The sequence below is a fragment of the Fulvimonas sp. R45 genome, from assembly GCF_030504985.1.
GTDB lineage: Bacteria > Pseudomonadota > Gammaproteobacteria > Xanthomonadales > Rhodanobacteraceae > Rhodanobacter_A.
Genome location: NZ_JASERU010000001.1, coordinates 188,968 through 201,604 on the forward strand (window position 1 = coordinate 188,968; position 12,637 = coordinate 201,604).

Annotated in this window: 15 protein-coding genes; all 15 read right to left on the reverse strand. The window is 71.4% G+C overall.

All coding sequences use genetic code 11. The features are described 5' to 3' along the window. Positions 1-7: 7 nt before the first annotated feature. The 15 genes from nuoE to fabG all read right to left on the reverse strand — a co-directional run bounded on the left by nuoE (position 8) and on the right by fabG (position 12,613). A complete protein-coding gene (gene nuoE / locus QMK61_RS00890; protein WP_302069803.1) occupies positions 8-535 on the reverse strand; it encodes an NADH-quinone oxidoreductase subunit NuoE in 528 nt (175 codons plus the stop codon). A gap of 21 nt (positions 536-556) precedes the next feature. Then, positions 557-1,813, reverse strand: a complete 1,257-nt coding sequence (locus QMK61_RS00895; RefSeq protein WP_302069804.1) for an NADH-quinone oxidoreductase subunit D — start codon at positions 1,811-1,813, stop codon at positions 557-559. 1 nt (position 1,814) lies between these two features. Continuing rightward, a complete protein-coding gene (locus QMK61_RS00900) occupies positions 1,815-2,543 on the reverse strand; it encodes an NADH-quinone oxidoreductase subunit C (protein ID WP_302069806.1) in 729 nt (242 codons plus the stop codon). A 13-nt stretch (positions 2,544-2,556) separates the two neighbouring features. Then, positions 2,557-3,114: an NADH-quinone oxidoreductase subunit B gene (locus QMK61_RS00905; protein WP_302069807.1), complete on the reverse strand. Its 558-nt coding sequence runs from the start codon at positions 3,112-3,114 to the stop codon at positions 2,557-2,559. Next, on the reverse strand, positions 3,105-3,461 hold the full coding sequence (locus QMK61_RS00910; protein ID WP_302069808.1) for an NADH-quinone oxidoreductase subunit A: 357 nt from the start codon (positions 3,459-3,461) through the stop codon (positions 3,105-3,107). The genes QMK61_RS00905 and QMK61_RS00910 overlap by 10 nt, the downstream gene beginning before the upstream one ends. 346 nt (positions 3,462-3,807) lie before the next feature. Then, positions 3,808-4,164: a PilZ domain-containing protein gene (locus QMK61_RS00915; RefSeq protein WP_302069809.1), complete on the reverse strand. Its 357-nt coding sequence runs from the start codon at positions 4,162-4,164 to the stop codon at positions 3,808-3,810. A gap of 95 nt (positions 4,165-4,259) precedes the next feature. Continuing rightward, positions 4,260-5,168 carry a PIG-L family deacetylase gene (locus tag QMK61_RS00920; RefSeq protein ID WP_302069810.1) on the reverse strand — a complete coding sequence of 303 codons (909 nt, stop codon included), beginning with the start codon at positions 5,166-5,168 and terminating at the stop codon, positions 4,260-4,262. Between the two features lie 58 nt (positions 5,169-5,226). After that, positions 5,227-6,159 (reverse strand): DNA polymerase III subunit delta', encoded by a 933-nt coding sequence (gene holB / locus QMK61_RS00925; protein ID WP_302069812.1) that lies wholly within the window; start codon positions 6,157-6,159, stop codon positions 5,227-5,229. Continuing rightward, positions 6,156-6,794, reverse strand: a complete 639-nt coding sequence (gene tmk / locus QMK61_RS00930) for a dTMP kinase (RefSeq protein WP_302069814.1) — start codon at positions 6,792-6,794, stop codon at positions 6,156-6,158. Before tmk ends, holB begins: the two co-directional genes overlap by 4 nt. Further along, positions 6,791-7,831, reverse strand: a complete 1,041-nt coding sequence (gene mltG, locus QMK61_RS00935; RefSeq protein WP_302069816.1) for an endolytic transglycosylase MltG — start codon at positions 7,829-7,831, stop codon at positions 6,791-6,793. The genes tmk and mltG overlap by 4 nt, the downstream gene beginning before the upstream one ends. Beyond that, on the reverse strand, positions 7,828-8,643 hold the full coding sequence (gene pabC / locus QMK61_RS00940; protein ID WP_302069817.1) for an aminodeoxychorismate lyase: 816 nt from the start codon (positions 8,641-8,643) through the stop codon (positions 7,828-7,830). Before pabC ends, mltG begins: the two co-directional genes overlap by 4 nt. Continuing rightward, positions 8,640-9,989, reverse strand: coding sequence for an aminodeoxychorismate synthase component I (locus QMK61_RS00945; RefSeq protein ID WP_302069818.1), 1,350 nt, complete (start codon positions 9,987-9,989; stop codon positions 8,640-8,642). The genes pabC and QMK61_RS00945 overlap by 4 nt, the downstream gene beginning before the upstream one ends. Before the next feature lies 1 nt (position 9,990). After that, positions 9,991-11,229 carry a beta-ketoacyl-ACP synthase II gene (fabF, locus tag QMK61_RS00950; protein WP_302069819.1) on the reverse strand — a complete coding sequence of 413 codons (1,239 nt, stop codon included), beginning with the start codon at positions 11,227-11,229 and terminating at the stop codon, positions 9,991-9,993. 190 nt (positions 11,230-11,419) lie between these two features. Next, positions 11,420-11,659, reverse strand: coding sequence for an acyl carrier protein (gene acpP, locus QMK61_RS00955; protein WP_038616856.1), 240 nt, complete (start codon positions 11,657-11,659; stop codon positions 11,420-11,422). Positions 11,660-11,869: 210 nt separating this feature from the next. Then, a complete protein-coding gene (gene fabG / locus QMK61_RS00960; protein ID WP_302069821.1) occupies positions 11,870-12,613 on the reverse strand; it encodes a 3-oxoacyl-ACP reductase FabG in 744 nt (247 codons plus the stop codon). Positions 12,614-12,637 lie beyond the last annotated feature (24 nt).

Here is a 12,637-nt window from a genome sequence, read left to right on the forward strand (position 1 = left end):
GTCGCGCTTACTCCAGGCCGTCCAGAATCTGGTCGAGCTTCTCGGGGGTGATCCGCTCGTGGTAGTGGCCGTTCACCGTCATCGCCGGCGCGTACACGCAGGCGGCGATGCATTCCTCCTCCTGCTTGAGGTAGACGCGGCCGTCCGGGGTGCTCTCGCCGAGCTTGATGCCCAGCTTCTTCTCGCAGTGCCTCACCAGGTCCTCGGCGCCGTTGAGCCAGCACGAGATGTTGGTGCAGATCGCCACGTTGTTGCGGCCCACCGGCTTCGTCTCCAGCATCGAATAGAAGCTGGCCACCTCGTAGGCCCACACCGCGGGCAGGTCGAGGTACTTCGCCACCGCCGTGATCAGCTCGTCGGTGAGGAAGCCCTTGTTCTGCTCCTGCGCGGCGAACAGCGCCTGGATCAGCGCCGAGCGCCTGCGGTCCGGCGGGAACTTGGTCAGCCAGTGGTCGATGTGCTGGCGCGTGTGCTCGTCGAGCACGACGAGCGGATCGACGTTCTTGACCTGGTCGTAATGTCCGGTGGCTTTCATGCGTTTCTCCGTCGTGCCGGCTCAGCGATCGACTTCGCCGAACACGAGGTCATAAGTGCCGATCATCGCCACCACGTCGGCCAGCAGGTGGCCGCGCACGATGGCGTCGATCGAGGACAGGTGGGCGAAGCCCGGCGCGCGCAGGTGCACGCGGAACGGCTTGTTGGCGCCGTCGGAGACCAGGTAGCAGCCGAACTCGCCCTTCGGCGCCTCGACCGCGCAGTAGGTCTCGCCGGCCGGCACGCCGTAGCCCTCGGTGAACAGCTTGAAGTGGTGGATGAGCGCTTCCATGCTCTCCTTCATCTCCTCGCGCTTCGGCGGGGCGACCTTGTAGTTCTCCACCATCACCGGCCCGGGGTTGGTCTTCAGCCACTGCACGCACTGCCGGATGATGCGGTTGGACTGGCGCATCTCCTCGACGCGCACCAGGTAGCGGTCGTAGCAGTCGCCGTTGACGCCCACCGGGATGTCGAAGTCCATCTCGGCGTACTTGGCGTAGGGCTGCTTCTTGCGCAGGTCCCACGCCACGCCGGAGCCGCGCAGCATCGCGCCGGTCATGCCCCACTGCTGGGCGACTTCCGGCGGGATCACGCCGATGCCCACCGTGCGCTGCTTCCAGATGCGGTTGGTGGTGAGCAGTTCCTCGTACTCGTCCACCTTGGTCGGGAAGTCGGCGGTGAAGGCCTCGAGGTAGTCGAGCATGGAACCCTCGCGCCAGCGGTTCAGGCGCTTCAGGTCGTTGCCCTTGTGCCAGGGCGACTCGCGGTACTGCGGCATCTGCGCCGGCAGGTCGCGGTAGACGCCGCCGGGGCGGTAGTAGGTGGCGTGCATGCGCGCGCCGGAGACCGCCTCGTAGCAGTCCATCAGCTCCTCGCGCTCGCGGAAGGCGTACAGGAACACCGCCATCGCGCCGAGGTCGAGCGCGTTCGAGCCGATCCACATCAGGTGGTTGAGGATGCGGGTGATCTCGTCGAACATCGTGCGGATGTACTGCGCGCGCTCGGGCGCCTCGATGCCCAGCAGGGTCTCGATCGCGCGCACGTAGGCGTGCTCGTTGCACATCATCGACACGTAGTCGAGGCGGTCCATGTAGCCGATCGACTGGTTGAACGGCTTGGACTCGGCCAGCTTCTCGGTGCCGCGGTGGAGCAGGCCGATGTGCGGGTCGGCGCGGACGATGGTCTCGCCGTCCATCTCCAGCACCAGGCGCAGCACGCCGTGCGCGGCCGGGTGCTGCGGGCCGAAGTTCATCGTGTAGTTGCGGATTTCCTGGGCCATCTCAATTCTCCCGCCAGTGGTCGGCGGCTTCGGCCTTGGCCTGGGCGAGGTCGGCGTCGTCGCGGATGGTGCGCGGCACCAGCACGCGCGGCTCGATCGACACGGGTTCGTAGATGACGCGCTTCTGCTCGGGGTCGTAGCGCACTTCCACGTTGCCGATCAGCGGGAAATCCTTGCGGAACGGATGCCCCACGAAGCCGTAGTCGGTGAGGATGCGGCGCAGGTCCGGATGGCCTTCGAAGATGATGCCGTACATGTCGAACGCCTCGCGCTCGAACCAGTTGACGCCCGGCCAGATGCCAGTGACCGAGGGCACCACCGGCAGCGCGTCGTCGGCGCAGAACACGCGCAGGCGCAGGCGCCGGTTGTTCTCCACCGACAGCAGGTGGATCACCGCGGCGTAGCGGCGCGGCTGGCCCACGTCGCGCGGGCGGTCGTCCCAGCGGAAGCGGCCCACCGCCTCGCCTTCCACGCCGCGCGAGAAGCCGGTCCAGGAGACGTCGCTGGTGTCCCACTCGGTCTGGCCGTAGCCCAGGTAGTCGACGCCGCACAGATCGATCAGCTCGCCGAAGCGGAACTCCGGCTCGTCGCGCAGCGCCGCGGCCACCGCGAGCAGGTCGGCGGCCGCCAGCTCGGCGGTGGTCTCGTTGCGGACGACGCTGATCTTCAGCGTGTCGCCGAACCGCGCGGCGAGGCGCCCGGCCAGCGAGGTCTTGGAAGTATCGGTCATGATGGCTCGTGCCTCAGCCGCGGGCGATGGTGCTGGTGCGGCGGATCTTCTTCTGCAGCTGCAGGATGCCGTGGATCAGCGCCTCGGCCGTGGGCGGGCAGCCTGGCACGTAGATGTCCACCGGCACGATGCGGTCGCAGCCGCGCACCACCGAATAGGAGTAGTGGTAGTAGCCGCCGCCGTTGGCGCAGCTGCCCATCGAGATCACCCACTTGGGGTCGGGCATCTGGTCGTAGACCTTGCGCAGCGCGGGCGCCATCTTGTTGACCAGGGTGCCGGCCACGATCATCACGTCGGACTGGCGCGGCGATGGGCGGAAGATCACGCCGTAGCGGTCGAGGTCCAGGCGCGCGGCGCCGGCGTGCATCATTTCAACGGCGCAGCAGGCCAGGCCGAAGGTCATCGGCCACATCGAGCCGGTGCGCGCCCAGTTCATCAGCGCGTCCACGCTGGTGGTGACGAAGCCGCGCTGCACCACGGGATTGTCCCCGGCCGGACGCAGGATGTCGTCCACCAGGTTCAGCGGCTGCGGGTTGTGCATCACCCGATCGATGGCGGACATCACTCCCATTCGAGCGCTCCCTTCTTCCAGACGTAGGCGAAGCCGATCACCAGCAGCAGCAGGAACAGCGCCATCTCGATCAGCGCCACGATGCCGATCTGCTTGAACACCACCGCCCACGGGAACAGGAAGGCGATTTCCAGGTCGAAGATGATGAACAGGATCGCCAGCAGGTAGTAGCGCACGTCGAAGCGCATGCGGGCATCCTCGAACGCCTCGAAGCCGCACTCGTACGGCGAGAGCTTTTCCGACTCGGGACGACGCGGACCGGCAAGCATGCCGATCACCAGCAGCGCGATGCCGAGGCCGGCGGCGACGAGGATGAACAGGAGAACTGGCCAGTATTCGGCAAGCACGATGAAACTTACCTCCGCGCCGCGGGGCGCATCAGCGACCGTCGGGGAAACGGTCCGGAACCTCGGGACAGGCCTTGCGGCCACGATCGTCCGCACGCGCCGCGGCGGACATCCGGAATTCCACGATACAAATTCGGGAATCCCGGCATTGTACCAGCGCGTATAGGTATGCCGACAAGCCTTGACTGTCGTGGCAGCGTGACGGATGCGCCGCGGCGGCCGAGGCCGCGGGCCCGCCGCAACCCCTGTCCACGGATGCGCCGCACTGCCGGGCGCGCAAGTGCCTGATCGGCTGACGCGAATTCCTTCCGGGGCCGGGACGAGCGCGGGCGACGGCCGCGGACGGCTACATGGTGAGCGTGGGTCGCTCCGAGCCCAGCAGGCCGGCCAGCAGCGCCTCGATGCGGCTGCGCGCGGCCTCGCCGTCGGGCGATTCGTTGAACTGCACGCCGATGCCGGCCACGCGGCCATTGCCCTGCGCGCTGGGCGGCGTCACCCACGCCACCTTGCCCGCCACCGACAGGCGCTCGCCCGCGCTTTCCAGGTTGACCAGCAGCACCACCTCGTCGCCCAGCGCATAGCTCTGCGTGGTGGCCGCGAACAGGCCGCCCTGCTTGAGGAACGGCATGTAGGCGCCGTACAGCGCGTAGGTGTCCTTGAATTTCAGCGAGATGATGCCCTGGCGGGCAACGGCGGGATTCATGCCTGTTCCTGTGCGTGGCGGCGAGGGCCTGCCGGCATCCTAGCGACGCCCCGCGTCCCGCGCAAAGACGCGTGCGCCGCGGTGCGAACGGCGGCTCACAAGCGGCACCAGCCCCAGTGGTCGAAGATCCACGGCGAACGGGCGTCCAGGTACAGCTTGGCGAAGCGCGGCCCGTCCGCCGGCGGCAGTTCCAGCCGGTAGCCGCCGGCGTCGCGGCGCAACGGAGCGGCGCGCCAGGCCAGGTCGCGCACGCCGCCGGCCTCGGCCACCAGCAGGCGGAGGAACGGGTGCAGCAGGACCGGCGGTCGCCATGGCAGCCGGCCGTCGCCGGCCGCCGGCGCGGCATCCACCGGCTCGTGGCGTTCCGGCCGCATCGCCAGGCGGCGCAGGCGGCCGCCGCTCAGCGCGGTCTGGCTGGCGTGCTCGGCCAGCGCGGCCAGCTTGCGCCGCTGCTGCGGCGCGCCGCCCGCCCCGTCTCCGCCGGGCGACGCGGCACGCGGCGCGTGCACGGGATAGGCCAGCAACTCGGGCATGGCCGCCCGGCCGGCCAGCGCCAGCCGGCACAGCACGTGCGCCGCGCCGTGGTCGGGATGGCGGTCGTCCAGCGCGGGCAGCAGCAACAGGCCGGGCGCGAAGGCCCCGATGGCCGCGCCCAGCGACGCCAGCGCCTCCGGCGCCCGCTCGCGCAGCAGCCCGGTCAGGCCCATGTCGGGCCAGCCCATGGCCTCGAGCGCGTCCACCCGCACGCCCAGCCGCGCCAGCGCACGGACGGCCTCGCCCCGGCGCCGCAAGCCCCAGCGCTGGCGGTCTCCGGCACGGATCCGCCAGCGCCGTTCCAGCCAGCGCTGCGGCCAGGGATTGTCATCGCCGTCGGTGAGCAGCAGCACGCGCACCGCGCCGCCGGCCGCCAGCACCTGCTGGATCAGCAGGCCGGCGGCCAGCGTCTCGTCGTCGGGGTGCGGTGCCACCACCAGCAGGCGGGTTTGCGGGGAGAAGGCAGGCATCGGCATCAAGGTAAGCGCCGGAGCATCCCGAAAGCGTGACGGCCGTGCGCCTGGGTGCTCAGCGCCAGTCGCCGAGCAGTTCCAGCAGCAGCAGGTCGCCGCGCAGCGGACCGCGCAGGGCGTCGCGGGTGCGGTTGGCGCGGTCGTACCAGTGGCCCAGCGCCTCCGCGTCGAGCGCGCTGGCCAGCGGCCCGGTCCCGCCGCCGGCACGCGCGCGCAGTTCGTCGGCCACCGCCTGGGCGGCGAACCACAGCCGCTGTGCCGGTTCGCCTTCCAGCCAGCGCCGGACCACGTCCATCGCTTCGCCGCGACCGGCCGCCAGCGCGGCCAGGTCCTTGCGCACGTCCTGTCGCCGCGCCAGCGCACCTTCCTGCGCCCAGGCGCAGGCCAGGCCCGGGTTGCCGCCGGCCGCGTCCAGCGCCGCCGCGGCGTCCTGCACGCCTCCGGCCTGCAGCCAGTCCAGCGCCTGCGCCCGCGGCGGCAGGTTGAACTCGATGCGCTGGCAGCGGCTGCGGATGGTCTGCGGCAGGCGCCACGGCGCGTCGGCGACCAGCACCAGCAGGGTCTGCCGCGCCGGCTCCTCCAGCGTCTTGAGCAAGGCGTTGGCGGCGGCGGCGTTCATCGCGTCGGCGGGGTCGATGCTGGCCACCTGCCAGCCGCCGAACTGGCTCGACGTGGCCAGCCGCGCGGACAGTTCGCGGATCTGGTCGACCACGATCTCGCTTCGCTGCACGCCGTCCTTGCGCAGGCCATAACCCAGTTCCACCCGGTCGGGATGGGTGCCGGCATCCAGCAGCAGGCAACTGCGGCAGCGCCCGCAGGCGTCGCCGTCGACCGGCCGTTCGCACAGCAGGCCGCGCACGAAGCGTTGCAGGAAATCGCGCTTGCCCAGCCCCGCCGGCCCGGCCAGCAGCAGCGCGTGCGGCAGCGCATCGCGCGTGCGGCGCGCCTGCAGCCGCGCCCAGGCGTCGGCATGCCAGGGCGGCGTCATCGCGGAGTCTCCAGCAGGGGCGCCACCGCATCCCGCGCCGCCTGCAGCACCGCCGCCGGCGGCAGGCCGGCGTCGAGTACGCGGAAGCGTCCCGGCTCGGCGGCGGCGCGGGCGCGGTAGGCCGCACGCACGCGCTCGAAGAAGGCGTCGGCCTCGGTCTCGATTCGGTCCGCCTCGCCGCGGCCCGCGGCGCGGGCGCGGCCGGTGGCCACCGGCAGGTCCAGCAGCAGGGTGAGGTCGGGCCGCAGGCCCGCGCAGGCCCATTGTTCCAGCGCGGCGATGCGTTCGGCCGGCTGGCCGCGCCCGCCGCCCTGGTAGGCGTAGCTGGCGTCCACGTAGCGGTCGCACAGCACCCAGCGACCCGCCGCCAGGGCCGGCAGGATCGCCTCGCGCACCAGCTGCGCGCGCGAGGCGAACATCAGCAGCAGCTCGCTCTCGGCGCACAGGCCGCGATGCGCGGGGTCGAGCACGATGCCGCGCACCGCCTCGCCCAGCGGGGTGCCGCCCGGCTCGCGGGTCAGCAGCAGGTCGACGCCGGCCGCCGCGAAGTGCTCGCGCAGGCCGGCCAGCAGGGTGCTCTTGCCGGCGCCTTCGCCGCCCTCGAGGGTGATGAACTTGCCGCGTGCGAGGGTCATGGGCAGCGCTTCAGCTGGTAGCAGGCCACGTTGCGGTTCTGCTGGTCGAGGGTGTCGGCGAACACGTGCGTGCCGTCGCCGCGCGCCACGAAGTACAGCGCGGTGCCCGCCGCCGGATGCAGCGCCGCCTCGATCGCCGCCCTGCCCGGCAGCGCGATCGGCGTGGGCGGCAGGCCCGGCCGGACGTAGGTGTTGTACGGCGTGTCGGTGGTGAGGTCGCTCCTGCGGATGTTGCCGTGGTAGCTATCGCCCATGCCGTAGATCACGCTGGGGTCGGTCTGCAGCAGCATGTGCTTTTCCAGCCGGCGCACGAACACGCCGGCGATCTTCGCCCGCTCGTCGGCGCGGCCGGTTTCCTTTTCCACGACGGACGCGAGGATCAGCGCGTCGTAGGGCGTGGCCAGCGGCAGGTCCTTGTCGCGCTGCGGCCACAGCTCGGCCAGCGTCTTCGCCATCGCGGCGTGCGCGCGCCGGAGGATGTCGAGGTCGCTGTCCCCCTTCACGTAGGCGTAGGTCTCGGGCAGGAAGCGGCCCTCGGCGCGTTCGCCGGGCGCGCCGATGCGCTGCATGATCGCCGCCTCGTCCAGCCCCGTCGTGTCGTGCTTCAGCTTGGGCGCCTGGCGCAGCAGGTCGAGCATCTGGCGGAAGGTCCAGCCGTCGACGATGGTGAAGTCGTGCTGCAGCACCTTGCCGCGCGCCATGTCGTCGAGCAGCTGGCGCGGCGTGATGCCGGGCGGCAGCGCGTACTCGCCCGCATGCAGGCGGCCGGCCACGTGCATGCGCTCGGCCTGCAGCCGCCAGACGAACGGCGCGGCGCGCGTGAAGCCGCGGCGGCGCAGCTCGCGCACGATCTCCTTGAAGCTGGCGCCACGGCCGATGTCGATGCTCTGCCCCGCCGCGCTCACCTGCAGCGGCGCGACGGCGAAGCGCTGCAGCGCGAACCAGCCCCAGCCCAGCGCGCCGGCCAGCGCCAGCAGCAGGAGCAGCACGACGGCCCCTGCCCGCACCCTGCCCCGGTTTGTCTTGCGACCCGTCATGCCTGCTCCGTCGGAAAGCCCAGCGCCGCCCAGTGCGCCTGCAGGGCGCGCGCGACAGGACCGGGAACATACACGTTATCGCCCACGGCCTGAACCGGCAGGATGCCGCGCACGCTGGAGGTCAGGAACAGCTCCCCGGCGCGCAGGCATTCGTCCAGCGGCAGGTCGCGCACCTGCGCCCGCGGCAGCGCGTCCAGCACCTCGGCGCGCGCCACGCCGGCCACGCCGCAGCGATCCAGCGCCGGCGTCGCCGGTACGCCGTCGACCACCGCGAACAGGTTGGCCGAGACCGCCGAGACGACGCGCCCGCGCGCGTCGCACAGCAGGCCCTCGGCGACCGCCGGATCGTCCCACTCGGCGCGCGCCAGCACCTGCTCCAGCCGGTTGAGGTGCTTGAGCCCGGCCAACGCCGGCTGTTCGGCCAGGCGCGTCGCGCACAGGTGCAGCCGGATGCCGTCGCGGTACGCCGACGCGTCCAGCGCCGGCATCGGGAAGGCGGCCACGACGCGGGTGGCGTGCGGCGTGGCCGGCATCGCGTAGCCGCGCGCGCCCGTGCCGCGGGTGAGCGTGATGCGCACCACCGCCTGCGCCATGCCCTCGCCCGCCGCCAGCGCCTCGCGCCACAGCAGCGCAGGATCGGGCATCGGCAATCGCAGGCGCTCGCAGCCATGCGCCAGCCGCCGCATGTGCCGCGGCCACAGCGGCGCGGCGCGGCCCACGAGGCGGACCGTCTCGAACAGGCCGTCGCCGTACAGCAGGCCGCGGTCCTGCGCGGACACGCGGTCCTGCGGCTGGCCGTCGACCAGGATCATGCGTCCGCCGCCCCCAGCGCGCGCAGCAGGCCGCGCGCCTTGGCGCGGGTCTCGGCCAGCTCGAGCTCGGCCACCGAGTCGGCCACGATGCCCGCGCCGGCGCGCAGCGATACCCCGCCACCGGTGAGGGTCAGCGTGCGGATCAGGATGTTGAGGTCCATGTCGCCGTTGCGGTCGAGGTAGCCCAGCGCGCCGGTGTAGGCGCCGCGGGGGGCATTCTCCAGCGCGGCCACGATTTCCATGCAGCGCACCTTGGGGCAGCCGGTGATGGTGCCGCCGGGGAACACCGCGGCGATCGCCTCGCCCGGCGTCACGTCCGGACGCAGGCGACCGCGCACGTTGGAGACGATGTGGTGCACGTGGGCGTAGCTCTCCACCGTCATCAGCTCGTCCACCGCCACCGTGCCGGGCACGCAGACGCGGCCGAGGTCGTTGCGCTCCAGGTCGATCAGCATCACGTGCTCGGCGCGCTCCTTGGGATGCGCGGCGAGCTCGCGGATGCGCGCGGCCTCGTCGTCGCCCGCCACGCGCGGGCGCGTGCCGGCGATCGGGCGCGTCTGCGCCACGCCACCGCGCACCTCCACCAGCCGTTCCGGCGAGGAACTGACCACGGCCCAGCCCGGCTGCTGCAGCAGGCCGGCGAACGGTGCCGGATTGGCCCGGCGCAATGTCGCATGCAGCGCGGCTGGCATTGGCGGCTCGGCGTAGCGGGCGCGCCAGGCGCGCGACAGGTTGGCCTGGAAAATGTCGCCCGCGCGCAGGTGTCCGTGGATGCGCGCGACGCCGTCGAGGAAGCGTTGCGGTTCGTCCTCCTCGATGGCGACGGGTGCCGGCGGCGAAGGCGGCGGCGCCGCGACGGCGAGGTCGGCCTCCAGCAGGTCGAGCAGGTGTTCGCTGCCGGCCTCGGCTACCAGCACGGTGCAATCGCGCGCGTGGTCGACGATGGCGGCCGCGGGACAGCGCAGCGCCAGCGCCAGCGGCAACCCGTCCGGCGGCGGCAGGCGCAGCGAAGGCTCGACCTCGCCCGCCAGTTCGTAGCACAGCAGCAGGGCCCAGCCACCGTGGAACGGCAGGCCGTCGTCTTCCCGCGGCAGCTGCTCGGCGCACCAGGCCGCATCCAGCGCGTCGAGGAAACGGGCACCGGCGATGCGGCCGCCGCCGTCTCGCACGCGCCCGTCGGCATCCAGCCGCAGGCTGGCGCCGGGAAACGCGAACAGGATGTCGTGGCGTGCCTGCGGTGTGCCGCGCACCACGCTTTCCAGCAAGGCGGGATAGCGCTGCGGAAACGCGGCGGCCGGCGCGAGCAGGTCGCGCCGGCCGCCCAGGGTGCGGCGATGCGGCGTCACGTCAGAGGCGACGGAACGCCAGCGTGCCGTTGGTGCCGCCGAAGCCGAAGGAGTTGGAGATCGCCACGTCGATCTTCGACTCGCGCGCCACGTTCGGCACGAAGTCGAGGTCGCAGCCCTCGCCCGGTTCGTCCAGGTTGATGGTCGGCGGCAACACCTGGTCGCGCATGGCCAGGATGGTGAAGATCGCCTCCACGCCGCCGGCGGCGCCGAGCAGGTGGCCGGTGACCGACTTGGTCGAGCTGACCGCCAGCTTGTACGCGTGGTCGCCGAACACGCGCTTGGCGGCCAGCACCTCGCCAAGGTCGCCCAGCGGCGTCGAGGTGCCGTGCGCGTTGATGTACTGCACCTCGGCCGGGTTGATGCCGCCGTCCTTCAGCGCGCTCTCCATGCAGCGCGCCGCACCCTCGCCGCCCTCGCTGGGCGCGGTGATGTGGTAGGCGTCGCCGCTCATGCCGAAGCCGACCAGCTCGGCGTGGATGTGCGCGCCGCGCGCCTTCGCATGCTCGTACTCCTCCAGCACCAGCACGCCGGCACCGTCGGACAGCACGAAGCCGTCGCGGTCCTTGTCCCACGGACGGCTGGCCCGGGCGGGCTCGTCGTTGCGGGTGGACATCGCCTTGGCCGAGCAGAAGCCCGCCATCGCGGTGCCGGTGGTGGCGAACTCGGCGCCGCCGGCGATCATCGCGTCGGCGTCGCCGTACTGGATCATCCGCGCGGCCAGGCCGATGTTGTGCGTGGCCGTGGTGCAGGCGGTGACGCAGGCGATGTTCGGGCCCTTCAGGCCGAACATGATCGACAGGTAGCCCGAGACCATGTTGATGATGGAGCTGGGCACGAAGAACGGCGACACGCGGCGCGGGCCCTTCTCGTGCAGCTCGATCGAGGTGTCCTCGATGGTGTTGAGACCGCCGATGCCGGCGCCCACCGCCACGCCGATGCGCGGCGCGTTGGCCTCGGTGATCTCCAGCCCGGAATCGCGCAGCGCCTGGGTGCCGGCGGCGATGCCGTACTGGATGAAGTGGTCCATCTTCTTGACGTCCTTGGGCGACACCCAATCGGTCGGCTCGAAGCCCTTCACCTGGCCGGCGATGCGGGTGGCATAGGCGCTGGCGTCGAAATGGGTCACCGGGCCGATGCCGCTCTCGCCCTTGAGGATGTTGCCCCAGGCGGTGGCGATATCGTTGCCGACCGGCGAGATGATGCCCATGCCGGTCACTACCACGCGTCGCTTGCTCATGCTGTTTTCCTTCGTGTTCCGGGGAAGCGCCGGCCCGCGGCCGCCTCCCGCAATTCGCGGATGCCCGCCGCCGCATACCATACGGGTTCGGACGTTGCAGATTGCAGAAACGAAAACTGCGCCGTGTCGGCGCAGCTTCCGGTATCGCCACGTGGGCGGCAGCGCAAGGCGCCGTCCCGCCCTCGCCCGATCACTCCTTGGTGTGGGCCTTGATGTAGTCCACGGCCTGCTGCACGGTGGTGATCTTCTCGGCTTCCTCGTCCGGGATCTCGGTCTCGAACTCTTCCTCGAGGGCCATCACCAGCTCGACCGTGTCCAGCGAATCGGCGCCCAGATCGTCCACGAACGACGCATTCGCCGTGACTTCATCCTCCTTCACGCCCAGCTGCTCGACGACGATTTTCTTGACGCGCTCTTCGATGGTGCTCATGTTGCCAAACCTCCCACGGGGAATTTGCTTGATCGGCACCGGCCATCGGCCGGCGTAGGACCGGCGGATTGTAGTGGCTAAGCCGTGAGGCCGCCACGTTCCGCCGGCGAGAATCGTGGCGCCGGCCCTGTGGCCGACGCGAAGGGTCAATTGTCGCCCAAAACGCAGCCGCTGGCGACAACCGTTTGAATACGCTCCCGAATGGCCCGCTCAGGGCATGTACATGCCGCCGTTGACGTGCAGCGTCTCGCCGGTGATGTAGGACGCCGCCGGCGACGCGAGGAAGGCCACCGCCCTGGCGATGTCCGCCGCCTCGCCCAGGCGGCCCAGCGCGATCTGCCCGAGCAGCGCCTGCCTGGACTCCTCCGGCAACGCACGCGTCATGTCGGTGTCGATGAAGCCCGGCGCCACCACGTTCACCGTGATGCCGCGCGAACCGATCTCGCGCGCCAGCGACTTGGAGAACGCGATGATGCCGGCCTTGGCCGCCGCGTAGTTGGCCTGGCCCGGGTTGCCGGTGAGGCCGATCACCGAGGCGATCGAGACGATGCGGCCCTTGCGCGCCTTCATCATGCCGCGCATCACCGCCTTGCTGGCGCGGTACACCGAGGTGAGGTTGGTGTCGAGGATGGCCTGCCAGTCCTCGTCCCGCATGCGCATCAGCAGCTGGTCGCGGGTGATGCCGGCGTTGTTGACCAGGATCGACACCGCGCCGAACTCCCTGGCGATGCCGTCCACCAGCGCCTCGATGGCGCCGGCGGCGGTGACGTCCAGCACGCGGCCGTGGCCGCCGTGCGCGGCCAGGCGCTCGCCGATGGCCCTGGCGCCGTTCTCGCTGGTGGCGGTGCCGACCACGGTGGCGCCCTGCGCCGCCAGCTCGTCGGCGATCGCCGCGCCGATGCCGCGGCTGGCGCCGGTGACCAGCGCGACCTCGCCCTGCAGTGGGTTGCTCATGGAAGCGTTTCCTCGGGTGTCGGG